This window comes from Paenibacillus sp. N3/727 (genome assembly GCF_022637315.1).
Classification (GTDB): domain Bacteria; phylum Bacillota; class Bacilli; order Paenibacillales; family Paenibacillaceae; genus Paenibacillus_AQ; species Paenibacillus_AQ uliginis.
The window spans coordinates 2,049,426-2,070,888 of the sequence record NZ_CP093336.1; the positions used below are offsets into that span (position 1 = coordinate 2,049,426).

Sequence of the window (21,463 nt, forward strand, 5' to 3'; positions counted from 1 at the left end):
TCTTAAGGAAACTTACAGAAAGAAACGAGGAGGAACCTTATTATGAATTTAATTAATGCTAAGGAATTAACCCAATATTATGGCGCGAATCTCGTGCTTGACCATATTCATTTTGAAATTAATGAAGGAGATAAAGTAGGATTGATTGGCTGTAACGGAAGTGGGAAAACAACGCTGATGTGTCTGCTTGCCGGGCAGCTAACGCCGGATGAAGGCCAGCTTATGATTAAAAAATATACGAGAATCGGCTATTTAGCTCAAATTCCGACGGCCCTAGAGCATTGTACCGTAATCGATGTTTTAACACAGGGTCTGGAAGAACTGAAAGAGTGCCGCCGTCAAATGTCTGAGCTGGAGCAGATGATGGCTGATCCTGTTTATGCCGAAAGTGATGAGGAGCTGGAACGGCTTCTCAGGAGATACGCTTCTCTTCAGGAGCGCTTTGAAAGGGAAGGCGGATATGAGATGGAGGCGAACATCGACCAGGTTGCTCTAGGACTGGGTATTTCGAAAGCGGCATATGGTCTTCGGTTCGGATCGTTGTCTGGAGGGGAGCAAACCCGTGTGGCATTGGCTTCCCAACTGATCGTAAAGCCAGAGCTGCTGCTATTGGATGAACCGACGAACCATCTCGACTTGACTCGAACCGAATGGCTGGAATCTTATTTGCGGGATTATGCAGGGACTTGTGTAATTATTTCGCATGACCGTTACTTTTTGGATAGAGTAATATCGAAAACGATTGAACTAGAAGATGGCGAAGCCTTTACGTCGGTCGGCGGATATACAGTCTATATGAAGGAGAAGGAAGAGCGGCTGCTGCAGCAATTCAACGCGTATCAAGAGCAGCAGAAGAAAATCAAAAAGATGAAAGAGACCATTAAGCAGTTGGAAGAGTGGGGGCGAAACGGAGATAACGAAAAATTTTTCAAGCGTGCGGCTTCCATGCGTCGGGCGCTGGAGAGAATGGAGCGCATCAAGCGTCCGGTGCTGGAGCGTCGTCAGGCAGAATTTGCTCTTGATTCACAGGATCGTTCCGGCCGCAGAGTTGCAGTCTTTGAACAGATAAAAAAATCCTACGGTAACCAATCCGTACTTAAAGATGTAAACGGCTTGCTGGAGTATGGAGACAAGATTGCTTTGATGGGTCAAAATGGCAGCGGCAAGACCACGTTGTTTAAGATTCTGCTCGGAGAAGAGAACCCTGATTCCGGACAGATGGAACGGGGCTCAAGAGTTGAGGTTGGTTATTTAGCTCAGCAGGAAGAACCATCCGATCCAAAAGAAACCGTACTGGGTTATTTCAAAAAGATTGCCAGTGTCGAAGAGGGGGAGGCCCGCGGTATGCTGGCCCGCTATTTATTTTACGGTTCCGATGTATTCCGGACCGTAGGGCAGCTATCTGGTGGAGAGTGGACACGACTTCGATTGGCGCTGCTGATGCATCGAAAGCCAAACCTGCTCTTGCTTGACGAGCCAACGAATCATCTGGACATTGCCTCCAGAGAAGCGCTGGAAGAGGCGCTAACTGATTATACCGGGACAGTTCTTGCGATATCCCATGACCGCTATTTTGTAAATCGATTGGCACAGCGAATATGGGAACTTCAGGATGGCCGGCTGACCGTTTTTCATGGTAACTATGATGCTTTCCGTGAAAAAAAGCTTGAGCAACTGACAAGGACGCAAGCCTATGCACATGAAACGCTTAAGCAGGATCATTCAGACAGACTGTTGAGTGGGTTCTCCCACCGGGTGGAGCTATCATCGATGTCTTCATCTGGAGATAAGGTAGCGCATAGTAATAAAGAGCGCGTCGCTCTAAATGCTTCCTTGGAACTGCAAAAGAAATCAAGGAATAGCGAGCGATATGTGGAGGTCAAGATTCAGAAGCTCGAACAAGATATTGCCACGCTGGAAGCTAGAATTCATGAGCTCGATTCAGAGATGGAGGTAGGGTCAGTACAGGCAGAGGGGGCCGATCATCTGGTTAAGCTGGAAGAACGGTGGACGGAGCGTGAAACTCTTGCTAAACGTCGTGATGAGCTTCTCTCAGAGTGGCTGGAACTTTCCTAAGAGGGAACATAATAGTACAAATCATTAGCAATATCATACATGGTTCATCTTGCGGTTTTACGGCATATTTATCAATATAAGTGAATGCCAAAGTAGGAGATGAGTACAAACCATGAGTATTGAACGATATCAGGAAACGTATATCCAGCAAAACTTCGCAGATCGGATCGGCGGGGCCAATTACGGCAAGGATACCGCCATTTATAAATTTGAAAAAATTAAAAGAGCCAAAGCCGCCGCTAAAAAGGAATTTCCGGACACGGAATTGATTGATATGGGCGTTGGAGAGCCAGATGAGATGGCGGATGCCGGCATAGTGAGCAAGCTTGCTGAAGAAGCAGCCAAGCCAGAGAACCGCGGTTATGCAGATAACGGGATACCGGAATTTAAACAGGCTGCTGTAAGATATCTGAAGCGGGTATTTAACGTAGATGGACTGGATGCTGACACAGAGGTGTTGCATTCCATTGGTTCCAAGCCCGCACTTGCTATGCTACCATCCTGCTTCATCAATCCGGGTGATGTGACCATCATGACGGTACCGGGTTATCCGGTTCTTGGAACCCATACTAAATACCTTGGCGGAGAAGTATACACGGTGGAATTGAAAAAGGAAAATGCCTTTCTACCGGATCTGAACGCTATTCCCGAGGATATCGCTAAGCGTGCGAAATTACTGTATTTGAACTACCCAAACAATCCTACAGGAGCAAGCGCTACGGTTGAATTTTTCGAAGAGGTTGTAGCGTGGGCCCGTCAATATAATGTGGTCGTTGTACATGATGCGCCTTATGCCGCTCTTACTTATGATGGCTTGAAGCCTCTGAGCTTCCTGTCCGTCCCGGGAGCAAAAGATGTTGGCGTCGAGCTCCACTCGCTCTCCAAATCGTACAACATGACCGGATGGCGTATCGGCTTTATTGCAGGTAATCCACTCGTTGTGAAAGCATTCGGAGATGTGAAGGACAATAACGATTCCGGACAGTTTATTGCGATCCAGAAAGCAGCTGCTTGGGGACTTGATCATCCGGAAATAACGGAGAAAATCGCGAAGAAATATTCCCGCCGTCACGATATGCTGGTTAGAGTATTGAACGAGATCGGCTTCAAAGCCGAGAAACCGAAGGGCTCCTTCTTTCTGTATGTCGAAGCGCCGAAAGGGATTAAAGGAGGACGCCGATTTGAATCAGGTGAGGAGTTCTCCCAGTATTTGATCCGGGAAAAACTCATTTCCACAGTGCCGTGGGATGATGCGGGACATTTTGTACGTTTCTCGGTTACGTTCATCGCTGACGGTGAAGAGGATGAGAAGCGGGTTATTGGAGAAATACGAAGCCGTCTGAATGATGTCGAATTTGAATTTTAGTGTTTAGATTTGACGATTAGAATGATTTGCGTTGCTTGACAACCATTGTGAGGTCTGTCATAATGCAATTAATCGAATAGCACCTTTAAATCAGTCCCGTGAGACTGGCAAGGTAACGTGAACCGAGGTTCATGACATGGAAGCACATTTTCGTCTGCGGATGGAACTTTGCTGCTTTCATAGCATCTCTTTGTGTATATGAGATCAACTCCTTGCCTGCGCGGCAAGGAGTTTTTTTGTGTCTTAGAGCAGAGATTGATGGAAAGGGCTATAACTTAAGGAGGGTTTTACGATGAGCAATGAACAGCATGTGATTATGGACGAAACGGCAATTCGCCGGGCTCTGACAAGAATCGCTCATGAAATATTGGAAAAAAACAAAGGGATTGAGGATTGTGTCCTTATCGGAATACGGACTAGAGGCGTATATCTGGCGCAGCGGATCGCAGAGCGCATTAACGAGATCGAAGGAACACCGATTACCTGGGGAGAAATCGACGTAACATCTTACAGGGACGACCGGGAGTCAGCTTCCGGAGAGCGTTCAGAGGGAGCGAAGCTAAGCCCTGAACACCTTAACATACACGACAAAAAAGTTATTCTGTTCGACGACGTACTCTTTACAGGTCGCACAATTCGGGCAGCGATGGACGCACTGATGGATTGCGGACGACCTCGGATGATACAACTAGCGGTATTGGCAGACCGTGGACACCGGGAACTGCCGATTCGGCCCGATTATATCGGTAAGAACGTGCCAACCTCCAAACATGAAGAGATTATTGTGGCACTATCTGAAGTTGACGGCAAGGACGAAGTAACCATCTCGCAGAGAGAGGAACGATAAAATATGCTGACCGCAACTTCTGTAAAAGAACGAAGCCTGCTTGGACTTAAAGATCTCAGCCGTGAAGAAATTCAATCGATCTTAAACCGGGCCACTTACTGGGAGGCACAGAGCGAAAAGGTAGTACCTGCATTAAGCCAAAAATTTGTAGTGAACATGTTTTTTGAAAACAGCACAAGAACCCGCTTTTCCTTCGAGATGGCCGAAAAACGTCTGGGAGCCGAAGTGATGAATTTTTCTGCGGGGGTATCAAGCGTGGAAAAAGGGGAATCCATCTACGATACGGTACGGACTCTTGAATCACTAGGGGTAGACGCGGGCGTCATCCGGCTTAAACCAGTAGGCGTATTGCAGGAGTTGGCTCAGTCTATATCCATACCACTGGTTAATGCGGGGGACGGCAACAACGAACATCCGACTCAAGCGCTGTTGGATCTTTACACGATGAAGAAGGCATTCGGCGACATAAAGGGACTGACGGTATCCATCATTGGAGATGTTAGGCACAGCCGGGTTGCACGATCGAACGTCTGGGCTCTGAATAAACTCGGAGCGAAAGTGCAGTTGTGCGCTCCGGACTCGATGGTATCATCTACGCTTAAGGAACACGCTTCCTATGTGAGCATGGAAGAGGCACTTAAAGCGGATGTGGTCATGATGCTTCGGGTACAGCTTGAGCGTCACAACCAAGGGCTGTTCAAATCAACCGCCGAGTACCGCGAGCAATACGGCTTGACGGAAGAGCGGGCTGCTGGATTATCGGGGCATACGATTATTATGCATCCGGCTCCGGTAAACCGAAATGTGGAGATCGATGATGCAGTTGTAGAGTGCCCGCGGTCGGTGATTTTCCAGCAGATGACGCACGGAGTGCCGATTAGGATGGCAGTTATGGAACGGGCCACGAAGGGTTAAACCAACAAAATGTGTAAGTGTACGTTTGAATTTATTAATAAATATACACAAAAATGAATTAATATTATACAATATACAAGAAGCGAACCGCGCTTCTGCAGCGGAGGGGAAACTAAGGTGCTACAAATTATTAAGAATGCCAATGTGATTAATGAACAGGGACAACTCGAACGGAAGGTTATCATCATTGATAACGGAGTGATTCAATCCGTCACAAGCGAAGATCATGAACTGCCGGAACAAAGCGGCATCCGCGTGATTGATGCGGAAGGAAAGCTGGTCACACCGGGATTCATAGATATGCATGTACACCTGAGAGAGCCTGGCTTTGAGCATAAGGAAACGATCGAGAGTGGAAGTCGCTCTGCGGTTAAAGGCGGTTTTAGTACGATCGCTTGCATGCCAAATACAAAGCCCGTAACAGATAACGCCGACACTGTGGCCCTTGTGCTGGAGAAGGCGCGGCAGGCAAATCTGGTGAAAGTGCTGCCCTATGCGGCAATCACCAAGAATGAGCTCGGACGAGAGCTCACGGATTTTGAAGCTCTAAAAGCGGCAGGAGCGATTGGCTTCACCGACGACGGAGTCGGTGTGCAGAATGCGCAAATGATGAAGGACGCAATGAAAAAAGCAGCCTCGATGGGCATGCCGATCATTGCACACTGTGAAGATGAATCGCTGGTAAAAGGAGCCTGCGTGACGGAAGGGAAGTTCGCCGAGCAGCATGGACTCAAGGGTATACCGAACGAATCAGAGGCCATCCATGTCGGACGCGATATACTGCTGACGGAAGCAACAGGCGTTCACTATCATGTATGTCATGTAAGCACTGAACAGTCAGTAAGGCTCATCCGCCAGGCTAAAGCGATTGGAATATCTGTAACCGCTGAGGTGTGTCCGCATCACCTGGTGCTATCTGATGAAGACATCCCTGGCCTTGATGCCAATTGGAAAATGAATCCGCCACTGCGCTCTCCGCGTGATGTAGAGGCTTGCATCGAGGGACTGCTGGACGGCACTCTTGATATGATCGTAACTGACCATGCTCCGCACAGCGAAGAGGAGAAGGCTAAGGGGATGGAGCTTGCACCATTTGGGATTGTAGGCTTTGAGACAGCTTTCCCACTGCTCTACACGAAATTTGTTGCTACAGGCAAGTGGGATCTCTCCATGCTGGTACAGCGAATGACAAGTGACCCTGCCAGAGTGTTCGGGCTGAACAGTGGTGTGCTGAAAGCAGGCGCACCTGCCGACCTAACCATGATAGATCTAGAAAGTGAGAAAGAAGTGAATCCGGAAAACTTCGCAACGAAAGGTCGCAACACACCGTTTACGGGCTGGAAGCTGAAAGGCTGGCCTGTGATGACATGGGTGGACGGCGAGATAAAGTGGTCTGAACATAACGGATTTGAGTAAGTCTCAGGCATTAGAACTTATAAAAAAATAATTTACACATAGATGACAGGAGTGAATGGGATGCAGGCACAGGCAAGATTGTTACTGGAAGACGGCACGCTGTTCAGCGGAAAAGCCTTCGGAGCGGATGCTGAAATGACCGGAGAGATTGTTTTCAATACTGGAATTACAGGATATCAGGAGGTGCTGTCGGACCCATCATACTGTGGGCAGATTGTAACGATGACATACCCCTTGATCGGTAATTACGGTATAACGCGGGACGACTTTGAGGCGATCCGGCCGTTCGTACATGGCTTTGTTGTTCGCCGGCATGAGCCTGTACCAAGCAACTGGCGCGCGGAGTACAGTGTGGATAGTCTGCTGAAGGAGTACGGCATACCGGGAATTAGTGAAATCGACACTCGGATGCTTACACGGATTATCCGCCACCACGGCACAATGAAAGGGATCTTGACAACATCCTCTAAGCCGGTGGAAGAGCTGATGGAAATGCTGAACGACACATCGATTCCGCAGCTCCGGAACCAGGTAGCCCGTACATCCACTCCACAAATGTTCACCAGCCCGGGTCAAAAAGAGCGTATCGTGCTCGTTGACTTCGGCGCGAAGAGCGGTATTTTGAGAGAATTGACGGCACGCGGCTGCGATGTCATCGTCGTACCTCACGACACGACAGCAGACGAAATCCGCCGCTTGCACCCAGACGGTATACAACTTTCGAACGGCCCTGGGGACCCGAAAGACGTTCCTTACGCTGTCGATATGATTAAGGAGCTTCTTGGCGAATATCCGATCTTCGGTATCTGTCTCGGTCATCAGCTGTTCGCACTTGCGTCTGGCGCAGATACAGAGAAGCTGAAGTTCGGTCACCGTGGAGGCAACCACCCAGTTAAAGAACTGTCGAGCGGTCGCTGCTACATTACATCACAAAATCACGGTTATACCGTAAACGAAGATTCCATCGCGGGTACGGACCTTGAAATTACACATATCAACAACAACGACAAAACGGTTGAGGGATTGAAACATACTAAATATCCGGCTTTCTCGGTACAATACCATCCAGAAGCCGCTCCTGGACCGCATGATAGCAGTTACCTGTTCGATGAATTCCTTGAAATGATCGCACACCACAAGAAAAATGAAATCCGGAAGCCGCGTCAAGCGGTTCTGGCCGCAGCCGTGAAAGGAGCTCGCTAATATGCCTAAAAATGAACAGTTGAAAAAAATTCTCGTCATCGGCTCGGGACCGATCGTCATCGGTCAGGCAGCGGAATTTGATTATGCCGGCACACAGGCTTGCCAGGCTTTGCAAGAAGAAGGTATTGAGGTTGTCCTGATCAACAGCAACCCGGCTACCATCATGACCGACACGAACATGGCAGACAAAGTATATATCGAACCGATCACTCTCGATTTTGTCACGCAAATCATTCGTCAGGAGCGTCCTGATGGACTGCTGCCGACACTTGGTGGTCAGACGGGTCTTAACATGGCCGTGGAACTGGCCCGCGCCGGCATTCTTGAACAGGAGAACGTAAAACTGCTCGGCACACAGCTTGATTCTATTGAGAAGGCGGAGGACCGCGACCTGTTCCGTGAGCTAATGCGTGAACTGGAGCAGCCGGTACCGGAGAGCACGATTGTAACAACGCTGGAAGAAGCGCTTGATTTTGCCGCAGAGATCGGTTATCCGCTGATCGTTCGTCCGGCATATACACTGGGTGGCACCGGGGGCGGTATCTGTGCCGATGAAGAGGAGCTGCGCGAAACGGTATCCTCGGGTATCCGCTACAGCCCGATCAACCAGTGCTTGATTGAGAAAAGTATCGCTGGCATGAAAGAAGTAGAATACGAAGTCATGCGTGATGCGAACGACAACTGTATCGTTGTCTGCAACATGGAGAACTTTGACCCAGTAGGCGTGCATACGGGTGACAGCATCGTTGTGGCTCCAAGCCAAACACTGTCCGACCGTGAATACCAAATGCTGAGATCTGCTTCCTTGAAAATCATCCGTGCGCTGAACATTGAGGGTGGCTGCAACGTGCAGTTCGCGCTGGATCCGAACAGCTATCAATACTATGTCATCGAGGTAAATCCGCGGGTAAGCCGCTCCTCGGCTTTGGCTTCCAAAGCTACTGGCTATCCGATTGCCAAAATGGCAGCAAAAATCGCCATGGGTTACACCCTAGATGAAATCGTAAACCCGGTTACTGGTCAAACATACGCTTGCTTCGAGCCAACGTTGGATTACATCGTCAGCAAAATACCACGCTGGCCGTTTGATAAATTCACTTCCGCGAACCGTAAGCTGGGCACCCAAATGAAAGCGACTGGCGAAGTTATGGCCATTGGCCGTACGTTCGAAGAGTCGATTCACAAGGCGGTCCGCTCGCTTGAGATCGGTGTGCACCGCCTCTACCTGAAGGGTGCGGAGGAACTCAGTGAAGAAGTGCTGAAACAGCGGCTGATTAAAGCGGATGACGAGCGTATCTTCTTAATCGCTGAAGCCTTCCGTCGCGGCTATGAGTTGCAACAAATCCAGGATCTGACCAACATTGACTGGTGGTTCCTCGATAAGATTGAAGAACTCATTAAATATGAAAGTCATATTCGCAGCGAAGCTGCACTGACATATGAAACACTGTATGAAGCGAAGCGCCTCGGATTTACGGACCGCGCCATTGCGGAGCTGCGTGCCGAAGGCAAGGCAGCATCACACACAACCGAAGAATCGATCCGGTTCCTTCGCCATGAGCACAATCTTCGTCCGGTGTACAAGATGGTTGATACCTGTGCGGCAGAGTTTGAATCTTCAACACCTTACTATTACTCAACGTATGAAACAGAGAACGAAGTGATCGAGACGTCGAAGGAGAAAATTATCGTGCTTGGTTCGGGTCCGATCCGGATCGGTCAAGGTATCGAGTTCGACTACTCCACCGTACATGCGGTATGGGCTATCCAGAAAGCCGGTTATGAAGCGGTTATTATCAACAATAACCCGGAAACGGTATCGACTGACTTTAACACATCGGACCGCCTATACTTCGAACCTCTGTTCTTCGAAGACGTCATGAACGTCATCGAGCAGGAGAAACCGGTTGGCGTCATCGTTCAATTCGGTGGACAGACTGCAATTAACCTGGCAGCACCGCTGAGAAAAGCAGGGGTGAATATCCTTGGAACAAGCCTGGAAAGCATCGATGAAGCCGAAGACCGTAAGAAATTCGAAGCACTGTTATCCCGACTGAACATCGCTCAGCCGAAGGGCAAAACGGTTATTACGGTGGATGAGGCAGTAGGCACCGCACAGATGCTGGGTTACCCGGTTCTGGTGAGACCTTCTTACGTGCTTGGCGGACGCGCGATGGAAATTGTGTACTCCGACAGCGAACTGCTGAGTTACATGGAACAAGCAGTGAAGATTAATCCGGAGCATCCGGTCTTGATCGACCGTTACATGCTTGGGAAGGAAGTGGAAGTGGACGCCATCTGCGATGGCGATACAGTCTTGATTCCGGGTATCATGGAGCATGTGGAACGTGCTGGTGTTCACTCCGGAGACTCTATCGCAGTCTACCCGCCACAATACCTTACAGATGAACTGAAAACAAAGATTACAGAAATTACGATCAAAATTGCCAAAGAACTGAAAACATATGGACTTGTAAACATCCAGTTCATCATCTTCAAAAATGAAGTCTACGTCATTGAAGTGAATCCACGTTCTTCCCGTACAGTACCGTTCCTAAGCAAAGTAACGGGTATTCCAATGGCTAACCTGGCTACTCAGGCTATCCTCGGAATCAAGCTGAAAGACCTCGGTTACGAGGAAGGCATGTGGCCTGAAAGCGAGCATGTATCGGTAAAAGTACCGGTATTCTCTTTCGCGAAGCTGCGCCGTGTTGAGCCTACGCTTGGTCCAGAAATGAAGTCAACAGGCGAAGTTATGGGACGCGATGTGAAGTATGCCAAAGCACTTTACAAGGGTCTGATCGGCGCCGGCATGAAGATTCCTTCAACAGGAGCAATTATTGCTACAGTGGCGGATAAGGACAAGGAAGAAGCAGCAGCCCTGCTGAAAGGATTCCATAAGCTAGGTTACAAAATCATCGCTACCGGCGGCACTGCAGCTGCATTGAAGGAAGCGGGACTCGACGTGACAACGGTTAACAAGCTGTCCGAAGGAACGCCTAACATTCTTGACATGATCCGCACCGGTGAAGCGAACTTCGTCTTTAACACGCTGACTAAAGGAAAGACACCGGAGCGTGACGGATTCCGGATCCGCCGTGAAGCGGTGGAGAACGGTGTGGTTTGTATGACATCCCTGGATACGGTACGGGAGCTTCTTACGATGCTGGAGACGATAAACTTCTCCTCAGAAGCAATGCCTGTATAACACTTAATAAGGGAGGGGTACAATGAACGCCGGGTATAAAGAAATGGCGGGCCGCCTGATGGTGGCCCTGGATTACCCGGATGCCGCACAGGCATCCGAATTGGTCCGGAAGCTGGAGGGCATTCCATGCTATATGAAGGTGGGAATGCAACTGTTTTATACAGCTGGTCCGGATTTTGTAAGAAGCTTGAAAGAAAGAGGCTACTCGGTTTTTCTAGATGTGAAGATGCATGATATTCCGAATACGGTAAAAGGCGGCTCGCATAGTGTGACACGTCTCGGGGTGGATATGTTCAACGTCCATGCTGCAGGCGGCGTCGGCATGATGCAGGCGGCAAAAGCCGGGGCGGAGGCCGCAGTGGCAGAAACCCCGGGCCTTGTCATGCCCGTAATTATTGCGGTGACCCAGCTGACTAGCACGAACCAGACCGTTATGAATGAAGAAATCGGGATTAGCGGCTCTGTTGAAGCGGCGGTCGTCCGGTATGCTTCGCTTGCGAAGGAAGCAGGACTTCACGGTGTTGTTGCTTCTTCTCTGGAAGTAGAAGCGATCTCTGCAACATGTGGTCACGATTTTAAAACAGTAACCCCTGGTATCCGGCCGGTAGGGTCCGGTATCGGTGATCAAGCCCGCGTATTGACTCCGGGACAAGCTATTTCAAGAGGAAGCCATTACCTGGTTGTGGGCCGTCCGATCACGGCATCGCCGGATCCAAGACAAGCTGCAGAACAAATCATAGAGGAGATGACCGGAGCATGAGTACATTAGCCGAAATACCACAACAAATCGCATCATACCTGTTAAAAATCGAAGCGGTGGCCCTGCGTCCGCACCAGCCGTTCACATGGACATCCGGGATTAAGTCTCCGATTTACTGTGACAACCGGTTGACGATGTCATACCCGGAAATTCGTGACTATATTGCAGAAGCGTTCGCTTCCATCATTCGTGAGCAGTACCCGGATGCTGAAGTGATTGCAGGTACGGCTACAGCCGGAATTCCGCATGCAGCCTGGGTATCCCAGAAGCTGAACCTTCCAATGGCGTATATCCGTGACAAAGCGAAGGGCCACGGCAAGGAAAATATGATCGAAGGTCATATTAAACCGGGGCAGAAGGTCGTCGTAATAGAGGATCTGATTTCTACCGGGGGCAGCTCGCTCAAGGCCGCTAAGGCGGTTCAGGCTGCTGGAGCGGAGGCGCTGGCGGTGCTCGCAATATTCAGCTACCAGATGGATAAAGCAGTACAGGCTTTCTCTGAAGCAGGCATCTCGCTGCAAAGCTTGTCTAACTATACTGCATTAACGGAAGTGGCACTGAGTGAAGGCCGGATTCAAGAGGAAGATTTGGAGCTGCTTCAATCGTTTAGAGCCAATCCAGCTGCATACGGTGAAACAAAATAATAGCAATATTGTTCGAGGCTGCTGCCTTTCGTCAAATGACGGGGGCAGAGCTTTTTTTTATTTGTTTATTTATACTTGAAGACATTCTGGAGTAAGAATAAGACTTGACAGATGGTTATATTTGGATCAATAATATGTACTATAAACAAACTCAAAGTATAAAAAAGGGTGTGTGCTTATGTTAGCTGTAGAAGCTGTTGGCATTAGCAAAATGTACGGTTCCAAACGCGGTGTCACCGATTTAAGTATGGAGGTCAACCAGGGTGAAGTGTTTGGGTTTATTGGACCGAATGGAGCTGGGAAGTCTACAACCATTCGAATGATCATGCAGCTATTGTATCCGACGAAGGGGACACTGAAGGTGCTTGGTACTGTTCTCGACAAGGAGAAGCCGGAGCTGCGTAGACGAATCGGATACTTGCCTTCCGAGATCATATCTTATCCGAATATGAACGGTAAGCAGGCATTGGAGCTGACAGCTAGGGCATACGGTCTGAAGTTGGAGAATACATCAGCTCTGGAATATGCGGAAAGACTTCAATGGAACCCGGGGCAAAAGGTTAAATCGTATTCCCTTGGAAACCGGAAAAAACTTGGCCTTATTATGGCCCTGCTGCATCAGCCTGAGCTGCTGATTTTGGATGAGCCGACTTCGGGCCTTGATCCATTAGTTCAACGTGAATTGTTTGCACTTCTGACGGAATTAAACAAAAAAGAAGGCATGACGATTTTTTTCTCTACTCATGTTCTCTCTGAAGTAGAGAAACTCTGTGAACGTGTGGCGTTTATCCGTGAAGGACAACTGCTTCGTGTATCCCGTTTGGATGATCTGTCGAATGATCGAACCCATAAGGTTTCTATTCAATTCGAAATGCCTGGAGATCAGATCGAAGCGTATGGATTACGTGAGCTTGATCCCTTTGTTACATTTGACGGCACTCATCATTTGCTTCAAACGGGACAGTCGCTCCAGGTTGCACTGAGTAAACTTTCACAGCTTCCTATCGCCGATCTTACGATACGCCGGCCGACCATAGAGGAATTGTTTATGGATGATTACCGAGCTGATGGAGAGAAGGAGGGAAGACGATGAAATGGAACCTTATTTCTCTTGAACTCCGACAAAACCGACGCAGCTTTTACATCTGTTTGTTTATAACCTTAGTCTTTATTGTATTGCTGTTAGGTAAAGCGGAAGCATATGTCAACAATCCGGAGATGGTGAGGTTGATCAAGGGAATGCCGGAGGGTCTGTTGAAAGCTTTTAACATTCAGGTAGAGAGTTTTCAGACCTTTGAGGGTTATTTGGCTACACAGGTGTTTCCTTATTTTATGGTCATATTATCTTCGTTTGCAACAGCTTGGGCCGCAGGAAGTATTGCCAAGGAACAGGATCGAGGAACTTACGAGTATTTATTTGCACTGCCTTACAGCCGCTCTACGATTTTTTGGTCCAAAGCGGCAGCTCATTGGCTGCATATGACTATAGTGTACGTATTAAGCACATTCCTTCTTCTTCTGCTAGCAGAGTCATCGGGGCAGTTGGAGCATCTGGGATATCTGCTGCGTCTTCTGTTGGTGGGATATCTGCTTGTTTTGTCTCTGATGGGAATTGGATATGGTCTCACATCCTGGGTATCTTCTACAGCTGTTTCGGCTGGTGCAGGCATTGCAGTGTTGGCATTTCTGCTTAATCTTTTATCGGGAAGCAGTGAGATGATGGAAAAGCTGTCCGTTATCTCACCGTACCGTTTATTTGATGCATTTGATATAGTTAAGGGTGGCGAACTGCCAGCCGCAGGATGGATTGTTACATTAGGGCTGTATGCGGCTGGAACAGTGGCAGGCCTACTGATTTTGAAGAGGAGGGACTTGGGCTAAAACCATGAGCGCTAAAAAGAACGCAATACTGGAAACGGGAAAACGATTGTTTCTAGAGCAAGGTATTTTGCAAACGAGCATGGAGCAGATTGCGGAGGCGGTGCCTGTCTCCAAAATGACCATATACAATTATTATCAGAGTAAGGAAGGTCTGCTCGATCATGTGGTTGACAGTCTTGTCGATACGTCCTGGAATCTGTATCGTGAGGTAATGGACAATGCGAAGGATCCGCTGGATGCGCTGACTGTGTTTTATAAAGAGCAGGAACGCTTTTCGATGAATGTAACACAGCAGTTTATCACGGACCTTGTTAAGTTTCCGGAGCAGATGGAGAAGCTGATGGCGTTCAACCGGGAAAAGATCATTCCGGAGTTTGAAATGATGATTTTTAAGGGGCAACAGTTGGGACAAATCCGGAAGGATATCTCGCCACATCTGCTGGTCGCCTTCCTGACCTTTATGAAGGAATTTACGGCGAGATCTGAATGGTACGACGGACTGGGCAGCTTGAGCGCGGTCGGCGATCAGCTAATGATTATTTTGTATCATGGAATCATTGAAGGGCAACGATAACGCAAGTATCGACTGATGTATCATATTTCATTTAGAAGGGTGTCCTAAAAGCCGTATAAATGGCAGCTGGGAGACCCTTTGTTTTAAGGGCAAAACAGTGCTGGTGAGTTAATCACGTGTAAATCAGGCGAATGTTATTGGAATGATTGTAGGACTGCTGGGTATAATAAGCATCGGATGAAAATGAATGCAGATAAGGAGCGTCACGTCATGAACTGGGTTTATTACGGTAAGCTGTATACAACTAAATTTCAAGCCGGATGTTTTGCCAAACGATTGGAACAGGACGCTTGGCTGTTTGGTTATGGGGATCCCCAGGTTGTAGAAGTGTACCGTTCCAGAAAAGGACGATATGGGGTGAGGTATATCCCATGAGAAATTCTAAAATTTATACTTGACTTCACTGTACTAGATGCTGTATATTTATTCTTGTCGCTGTTAAAGACATCTAATGACGCGGGGTGGAGCAGTTCGGTAGCTCGTCGGGCTCATAACCCGAAGGTCGTAGGTTCAAATCCTGCCCCCGCAACCAATTTATCTAATGGATTTGTCCTTATATGAATTTGTATGTGATCAGGGCCCTTAGCTCAGTTGGTTAGAGCGGTCGGCTCATAACCGACTGGTCGGGGGTTCGAGTCCCTCAGGGCCCACTTTACGAAAACCCTTGCGTAGCAAGGGTTTTTTGCTGTTTACAGACAAATGGGATCGTTGGATAAACAGTAAGAAGAGTGCTAGAAATAATGATCACCCAGTAGGAATCTGGATTTTTGATAACATATAGGCTGAGCGCAAACAGAGGAACACCAAGCAGTATCGTAAACATTCATATCCACTCCTTAACAATAATTACGGAAGACCTTATCGTTAGTTCCAGCATATGTAAAAGGAGAGTTGACAATAAACATATCTGACTTTATATTCTTCGATGAGAATTAGCTTTTCCTGGACACTAGAAATATAGAATAATCATATGTGTTACATTTGAAGAGAAGGTGAGGGGTTGGGTAATCAATGGTTAAATTGTTGGGAAATCAATTAATGAATTTCACCAAAATGCACGATGAATTTATCCATACTTGGAACGCAGCAATGGAATCAGGTGATACCTCTTCGTTAGAAAGAATGACGGAAGATTACTATGTTGCATTTTTCGATGGAGCCAAAGACAAGCCAGCGATGTTCAACCGGGATGAATCTATAAGTGGTATGAAGCAGTCTGTGAACCAGCTTTTAGGGGCAAAGAAGAAATTTGAAAACAGAGTTATCCGGCTAAAGGATGCGAATCATGCTGCTGTGTTTTATGAACTCTTGATTGAAAAAGATGGGAACGTGTTAGCAAGACTGTTTACGATTGAGAACTGGCAGCTGATTAATGACAAGTGGATGCTGGCAAGAGAGACAGAGGAACGGATTAATTAATCATTCGGGGGCGGTCCATTGTGGCTGCCTTTTTTCTTTGGATGAATTGCTTTTGACACTCAGGGCATGGCTTTTCATGGCTTGATAAAAAAGACCCGCAGATTAAATTCTGCAGGCTTGTTTAAGATATTAGAGAATATAAACTTCTTGAGTCCGCTTCCCTATATCGCAAGAAAAACCTCTGCTAAAAGCGGTCTGTCTTCTTAGGAAATACGTCGATAGACGGTTTTCTTATACAGAGATGTCCAATTTTTGCCCCAGGTTTGGATCTACACTTTTCTCCATCATTTGCACTAGGCCCTGACCCTGAATGTTAGCCTGGTTTTTTGCCATGCTCAATACTCTAAGACCGACAGCTTGAGATAATGAAGCCTGGCTCATGGATATAGATAATGCTGCAATGTCCATTTGACACCTCCCCATAACATAATATCGGCAGAAGTATGGTTATTCTTAGCGAAAAAGGATCTTCACAATCTGTGAAATATGAATCAATAGTCATCCGGAAAGTCAAAATAAAAAATGTATGAAATTTAACGAAGAAAATGTTATAATAATGATCTATACCGTCCGGACGGTATAGTGGAAGGAGGGTGTTCATGTCTACTAAAAAAAAGCTTTTGGAGGCAGCATCCAAAATTATCATTACCCGGGGAATAGGATCGCTTACATTGGAAGCCGTAGCAAACGAAGCGGGCGTCAGCAAAGGCGGTTTGTTGTACCATTTTCCTAATAAAGAAGAGCTTATTAGCGGGCTGAACCTATATACGATTGAACGTTTCAGGGATCGCATAAGGGGAGAGATGAGTAAAGGCAAAAATTATATAGAGGCTTACACAGAGGCTACCTTGAATGATCTGTTTCAGACTGAATTTTTAGGAATAGATGCAAGTGTGCTGGCAGCTTCCGCTAACCATGCAGCCGTGCTGGAGAAGTGGAACGAGGAATGCACCCGATTTACAGAGGAAGTATTGAAAGAGGGGATTCCTTTCGAGCTGGGGTTGTCACTGAGATTGGCCTGTGATGGTCTTTGGTATTCCAAAATGTTCGGAATGGGTCAGCTGAAAGAGGAAGAGCAGAGACGGATTATTGCTTATATTCTTCAACAAATCAAGGAGGTTCAATAGGTGGTCTTTTATCTTTTTTTGGCAGCAGCTATATTATTGGAAGTGTTTGGTTCAACGATGCTGAAGCTATCCAACGGATTTACGAAAATCACCCCGATTATTGGCGTGGTTTTGGGTTATACCGCAGCTTTTTACATGCTGTCCAAGGCTTTGCAGGCTCTTCCACTTGGGCTTTCTTATGCAACATGGAGTGGCGTGGGGACGATACTAACTGTCATTATCGGGGTGTATTTGTTTAAAGAAAAAGTGAATCGGCAGGGGATACTCGGGATCGCTATTCTTATAATCGGCATCGTGATGCTTAATTTATCTTAGTAAAGGAGGAACACGGGGGATGGGTGCTGTGTACTTGGGTTTTGCAATTATATTGGAGGCTTTCGGCTCAACCATGTTGAAGCTTTCAGAAGGATTTACAGAGCTGTGGCCTTCCATAGGTGTTGCAGCAGGATACCTCGGGTCGTTCATGTGTCTGTCTTTTGCCCTGAAAAGTATTTCGTTATCTTCCGCCTATGCAACTTGGTCAGGGATCGGTACCGCGCTCACAGCCATCATTGGGGTGCTTTTATTTCAGGAGCATTTGTCTCTGATGAAAGGGATTGCCCTGGTTCTTGTCATTATCGGGATTGTTCTCTTGAACAAGTCTCAGAGTGGGTCTAAAGATTCGGAACCTTCCACGGCTTAAAAGGAAGCAAAAATATAAAAAAAGTCTATGTACCGATAAGATACATAGACTTTTTAGATGTCTAATGATTTACCTGCATGTAATTTTTTGTCTGCTCTCTGTATGAAAGCAGTTCAGAGATCGTGACAAAGGAATAACCTCTTTTTTTCAGCTCAGGCAAAATAATTTCCAGCGCGTCTGAGGTCTGCGTACCGTTTGACACAAAATCATGCATGAGTACGATATCGCCGTTATGTGCGTTTTTCAAAACTTTGTTTACGATTCTATCAACGCCTGGCTTCCTCCAATCCAGCGTGTCCTGATGCCAGGACCATAAAATCATGAGGAGACCGTTATTTTTACAAAACTGTACGATCGATTCACTGTAGCTGCCCCCCGGAGGTCGGAAAAGTACCGGTTTCTGTCCAACTGCTTTATAAACGGCTTCCTGGGTCTTATCCAGCTCTGATGTAATGAGACGGCTGCCGATACGTTCGAATGACGGATGGCTGAATGAATGATTTCCGATCTCGTGTCCTTCCTCCACCTCACGCTTGACGACCTCAGGATATTTCTCCACGCGGTTGCCGACAACAAAAAAAGTAGCCTTAGCATCATACTGTTTAAGCAAGTCAAGAATTCTGACCGTTGAGTCATCGTCAGGACCGTCATCAAAGGTTAAAGCAATCACCTTTTTTGGGGTAGGGACCTCCCACACAATTTCGCCGCGTTGTTCGTAATAATCACGTTTTTTACTAGTTGCTGAAGGCATTGCACCCGCAGGGGACGTGATTAGTGAAAAGGTGATGACGAACAGCAGCGGTAAACAGAGTTTTCTCATCGGTTATTCTGTCCTTTGCTTGTCATGGAAATTGACATTTTCTTATTATTCTTTGAAGTCGGATGTGATTTTATTCTTTTTTTTGAAGGATCGGATCGGATTAAAAATCATACTGCATATTGACAGCATATATAGATACGTGGTATTATCATTTTTGTCGCCGATGAAACAAATATTGCTCAGTTGGCGCACATTGACATTATGCCGGGGTGGCGGAACAGGCAGACGCACAGGACTTAAAATCCTGCGGTAGGTGACTACCGTACGGGTTCGACCCCCGTCCTCGGCATTCAACGAAAAATGCGGTCACATCAACGTTAAATTGGCCGCTATAAGCGGGAGGTCCTGCGTATCTGTATCGGAGTCATCCGGAGGTACACAGGACTCGCGCGAGGTACACGAAGACGCCACCGAAAGGGAGGCGTTTTTGTTTTGGCTAGATTACGGAGTATCACACCAGCGAAAGGAGAGCGGCCACATTGGCGCGAGGTCCTTGAGGATTTTCAGCGCCATAAACAAATAAGTAACCATAAAATCCTCGGAGAAGGAGACAGAAGAGTTTTAACTGGCGACAAAAAGGTATAGGTGTAGGGGAATCATCCCCATGATGGCTTATTATAGGTGACATTTCTATACAGAAAGGGGCAATTGTATATGGATTCGATGGCGGTAAGGACGATACGTATAAAACTGGGTTTCCTCTAGGAGCAGTTCGCCGCGCAACTCGGTGTCAGTCGTTCGTTAATCGCGGGCGTCGAGACCGGAATGCGTGCGGTCAGTCTAAAACTTCAAATTAAGATAGCGCAGTTATCCGGCATTGATAGCGAAATGATCGAGGCGGTTGAACGTGCGCGCTATGCATCGCATAGTTACGCAGTCTTACTTTAAGAGTTCGCCGCGTTAATTTGATGTCGTACATGCGGACGAAAAACGCTAGGGAAATACGCAGGAAAAATCTAAGGCAAACTGCTAAATCCACGAATTCCTTTACCCATCGATGAAGCATGTTAGCAGCAATCTCATATCTACCAGCAACGGCCGCTTTATTTCCAGTTTCAATTGCTTCTTTCACCACTTGCCGTTTAAAATCTATTGAATGTTTATTTCTCGTCATATTCTCATCCCCTTGTACTATTAGTGTAAGCCATATACACTCTTAGTGTCCAAGTTCATTAAGGGGCTAAAGAGGCACAATAACAATGAAATCTTATAGGCCTTTCAAAAGATCCTACAAGTTTTAGATGATTGGGGTCGGTGAGGTCGCGGGTTCGAATCCCGCCACTTCGATTAAATCAATAGTTCTTACTAACTACTAACTATAATTAGCCTAAATATATAGACCTATTTTGTCGATACTGATATAATAATGGTAAATATTAGGTTGGGAGAATGAATAATGAGACAAAAACTGAAAATTGTATCCGCGTTCCTGTGTGGCGCTATATTTTTCTCTGGAGTTTCTTATGCAGCGGATAACTATTTAAAAGCTTTTCCTATTAAAAATAGCAAAATAATAATTAATGGTTCTGAAACGGTATTTGATGATCCTGTAGTTTCTATTAATAATCGCTTATACGTCCCATTAAAGGAATTTGGCCAAGAGACTGGTTTTTCTGTTTCACCGGGAGCGATTATTCAAATCGAAAAGTTCGAAAAGCTTCCAATTACTATTACACGTGACGATGTAACAATCACTTTAAATTCTCTGAATAAAATCGATGGGAAAGTCCAATTAAATATTACAATAAAAAATGATAGTGATAAGCGAGTTAAAGTTGATCTTTCACGAATTAGAGCTGATGATAATATTAAGGGTAGAAAGTCATACACTACAAGTGCATCGTATTTCTTTACACCAATTAACGATAACTGGAGTATTACTACAAAAAGATTCTTAGATGAACTAATTGATAGTAACAGTGAAGTGACGGGTACTATACAGATAGCAAGTATTTCGAAAGGAACAAAAAACATACATTTTTACTTTGAATCGCATAGTGTACCAACATCATTTCCTTTTTATGTGGATACAGAAGGATTGTTTTAATTATCATCGTAAGTATATTTTTTACTAATTAAAACTACTTTATAGATAATTGTTATCATCAGAAATTATAGCGGATACGAGAAAGAAAAGAAAAATTGTCAGTGGACAAGAACATACATTCATAAGAAGTCGCGAAAGCCGCGGCTTTTTGTTTTAACGATGTAAGTTCTTGTCCCGAGTTGAGAACTTACTTTACTGTTTATTATTACAGTCAGCAGCAGCGAGCGTAAAAGAATCACATTTCGTATAAATTAACGGTGAGGTCCTCGTGTACCTAGCGCCGATTTAACGTATAAAAACGCTGTATTACCGCTATGGGACTGCGTTAAGTGGTGCAAACCACTTAAAATCTTGCGGTAGGTGACTACCGTACGGGTTCGACCCCCGTCCTCGGCATACTTACAGCGTAATAAGCATGTGAAGAAATAAACCGGCTCCCGGATGGGAAGTCGGTTTATTTTTTGGTGAAAAAAGTGTA

The 21,463-nt window shown here is 46.5% G+C and carries 22 protein-coding genes and 3 tRNA genes; 21 read left to right on the plus strand and 4 right to left on the minus strand.

Going from position 1 to position 21,463, the window contains the following annotated elements:
* Positions 1-42: 42 nt before the first annotated feature.
* The 15 genes from abc-f (at position 43) to MNQ98_RS09025 (ending at position 15,540) form a co-directional block, all read left to right on the plus strand.
* Positions 43-2,076 carry a ribosomal protection-like ABC-F family protein gene (gene abc-f / locus MNQ98_RS08955; protein WP_241932861.1) on the plus strand — a complete coding sequence of 678 codons (2,034 nt, stop codon included), beginning with the start codon at positions 43-45 and terminating at the stop codon, positions 2,074-2,076.
* 112 nt (positions 2,077-2,188) lie between these two features.
* On the plus strand, positions 2,189-3,442 hold the full coding sequence (locus MNQ98_RS08960) for an LL-diaminopimelate aminotransferase (protein ID WP_241932862.1): 1,254 nt from the start codon (positions 2,189-2,191) through the stop codon (positions 3,440-3,442).
* 292 nt (positions 3,443-3,734) lie between these two features.
* Positions 3,735-4,289 (plus strand): bifunctional pyr operon transcriptional regulator/uracil phosphoribosyltransferase PyrR, encoded by a 555-nt coding sequence (gene pyrR, locus MNQ98_RS08965; protein WP_208915023.1) that lies wholly within the window; start codon positions 3,735-3,737, stop codon positions 4,287-4,289.
* Positions 4,290-4,292: 3 nt separating this feature from the next.
* On the plus strand, positions 4,293-5,204 hold the full coding sequence (locus MNQ98_RS08970; protein WP_241932863.1) for an aspartate carbamoyltransferase catalytic subunit: 912 nt from the start codon (positions 4,293-4,295) through the stop codon (positions 5,202-5,204).
* A 117-nt stretch (positions 5,205-5,321) separates the two neighbouring features.
* Positions 5,322-6,620 carry a dihydroorotase gene (locus MNQ98_RS08975; RefSeq protein WP_241932864.1) on the plus strand — a complete coding sequence of 433 codons (1,299 nt, stop codon included), beginning with the start codon at positions 5,322-5,324 and terminating at the stop codon, positions 6,618-6,620.
* 60 nt (positions 6,621-6,680) lie between these two features.
* Positions 6,681-7,823: a carbamoyl phosphate synthase small subunit gene (locus MNQ98_RS08980; protein ID WP_241932865.1), complete on the plus strand. Its 1,143-nt coding sequence runs from the start codon at positions 6,681-6,683 to the stop codon at positions 7,821-7,823.
* A gap of 1 nt (position 7,824) precedes the next feature.
* A complete protein-coding gene (gene carB, locus MNQ98_RS08985) occupies positions 7,825-11,031 on the plus strand; it encodes a carbamoyl-phosphate synthase large subunit (RefSeq protein WP_241932866.1) in 3,207 nt (1,068 codons plus the stop codon).
* 22 nt (positions 11,032-11,053) lie between these two features.
* Positions 11,054-11,791, plus strand: a complete 738-nt coding sequence (gene pyrF / locus MNQ98_RS08990; RefSeq protein WP_241932867.1) for an orotidine-5'-phosphate decarboxylase — start codon at positions 11,054-11,056, stop codon at positions 11,789-11,791.
* A complete protein-coding gene (pyrE, locus tag MNQ98_RS08995) occupies positions 11,788-12,435 on the plus strand; it encodes an orotate phosphoribosyltransferase (RefSeq protein WP_241932868.1) in 648 nt (215 codons plus the stop codon). Before pyrF ends, pyrE begins: the two co-directional genes overlap by 4 nt.
* 178 nt (positions 12,436-12,613) lie before the next feature.
* Positions 12,614-13,528: an ABC transporter ATP-binding protein gene (locus MNQ98_RS09000; protein WP_241932869.1), complete on the plus strand. Its 915-nt coding sequence runs from the start codon at positions 12,614-12,616 to the stop codon at positions 13,526-13,528.
* Complete coding sequence (locus MNQ98_RS09005; protein WP_241932870.1) at positions 13,525-14,316, plus strand: ABC transporter permease subunit; 792 nt, start codon at positions 13,525-13,527, stop codon at positions 14,314-14,316. Before MNQ98_RS09000 ends, MNQ98_RS09005 begins: the two co-directional genes overlap by 4 nt.
* 4 nt (positions 14,317-14,320) lie before the next feature.
* The gene (locus tag MNQ98_RS09010) at positions 14,321-14,890 is read left to right on the plus strand and encodes a TetR/AcrR family transcriptional regulator (RefSeq protein WP_241932871.1); all 570 of its coding nucleotides are present in this window, start codon (positions 14,321-14,323) and stop codon (positions 14,888-14,890) included.
* 210 nt (positions 14,891-15,100) lie between these two features.
* Complete coding sequence (locus MNQ98_RS09015) at positions 15,101-15,265, plus strand: hypothetical protein (protein ID WP_200901466.1); 165 nt, start codon at positions 15,101-15,103, stop codon at positions 15,263-15,265.
* Positions 15,266-15,345: 80 nt separating this feature from the next.
* A tRNA-Met gene (locus MNQ98_RS09020) sits at positions 15,346-15,422 on the plus strand.
* A gap of 44 nt (positions 15,423-15,466) precedes the next feature.
* A tRNA-Ile gene (locus MNQ98_RS09025) sits at positions 15,467-15,540 on the plus strand.
* A 2-nt stretch (positions 15,541-15,542) separates the two neighbouring features.
* Here the strand turns inward: MNQ98_RS09025 and MNQ98_RS09030 are convergent.
* Positions 15,543-15,713: a hypothetical protein gene (locus MNQ98_RS09030; RefSeq protein ID WP_241932872.1), complete on the minus strand. Its 171-nt coding sequence runs from the start codon at positions 15,711-15,713 to the stop codon at positions 15,543-15,545.
* A 188-nt stretch (positions 15,714-15,901) separates the two neighbouring features.
* Between MNQ98_RS09030 and MNQ98_RS09035 the strand changes: the two genes are divergently transcribed.
* Positions 15,902-16,309, plus strand: a complete 408-nt coding sequence (locus MNQ98_RS09035) for a hypothetical protein (protein WP_241932873.1) — start codon at positions 15,902-15,904, stop codon at positions 16,307-16,309.
* 231 nt (positions 16,310-16,540) lie between these two features.
* Here MNQ98_RS09035 and MNQ98_RS09040 read toward each other — a convergent pair whose 3' ends face one another.
* Entirely contained in the window at positions 16,541-16,717 is a 177-nt protein-coding gene (locus tag MNQ98_RS09040) for a YjfB family protein (RefSeq protein WP_241932874.1), read from the minus strand.
* A 191-nt stretch (positions 16,718-16,908) separates the two neighbouring features.
* On the opposite strand from MNQ98_RS09040, the gene MNQ98_RS09045 reads away from it, so the two are divergent.
* Genes MNQ98_RS09045 through MNQ98_RS09055 form a run of 3 tightly spaced genes read left to right on the plus strand, consistent with a single transcriptional unit; the run spans position 16,909 to position 18,118 of the window.
* Positions 16,909-17,436 (plus strand): TetR/AcrR family transcriptional regulator, encoded by a 528-nt coding sequence (locus MNQ98_RS09045; RefSeq protein ID WP_241932875.1) that lies wholly within the window; start codon positions 16,909-16,911, stop codon positions 17,434-17,436.
* A gap of 57 nt (positions 17,437-17,493) precedes the next feature.
* Complete coding sequence (locus MNQ98_RS09050; RefSeq protein ID WP_241933880.1) at positions 17,494-17,751, plus strand: DMT family transporter; 258 nt, start codon at positions 17,494-17,496, stop codon at positions 17,749-17,751.
* Between the two features lie 19 nt (positions 17,752-17,770).
* Entirely contained in the window at positions 17,771-18,118 is a 348-nt protein-coding gene (locus MNQ98_RS09055) for a DMT family transporter (protein WP_208915010.1), read from the plus strand.
* A gap of 61 nt (positions 18,119-18,179) precedes the next feature.
* On the opposite strand, the gene MNQ98_RS09060 is transcribed toward MNQ98_RS09055, so the two are convergent.
* On the minus strand, positions 18,180-18,938 hold the full coding sequence (locus tag MNQ98_RS09060) for a polysaccharide deacetylase family protein (protein WP_241932876.1): 759 nt from the start codon (positions 18,936-18,938) through the stop codon (positions 18,180-18,182).
* A gap of 203 nt (positions 18,939-19,141) precedes the next feature.
* On the opposite strand from MNQ98_RS09060, the gene MNQ98_RS09065 reads away from it, so the two are divergent.
* Positions 19,142-19,227: transfer RNA gene (locus MNQ98_RS09065), tRNA-Leu, on the plus strand.
* A gap of 504 nt (positions 19,228-19,731) precedes the next feature.
* Here the strand turns inward: MNQ98_RS09065 and MNQ98_RS09070 are convergent.
* Complete coding sequence (locus tag MNQ98_RS09070; protein WP_241932877.1) at positions 19,732-20,052, minus strand: hypothetical protein; 321 nt, start codon at positions 20,050-20,052, stop codon at positions 19,732-19,734.
* 282 nt (positions 20,053-20,334) lie between these two features.
* On the opposite strand from MNQ98_RS09070, the gene MNQ98_RS09075 reads away from it, so the two are divergent.
* Positions 20,335-20,985 (plus strand): copper amine oxidase N-terminal domain-containing protein, encoded by a 651-nt coding sequence (locus tag MNQ98_RS09075; protein WP_241932878.1) that lies wholly within the window; start codon positions 20,335-20,337, stop codon positions 20,983-20,985.
* The last annotated feature ends 478 nt before the right edge of the window (positions 20,986-21,463 follow it).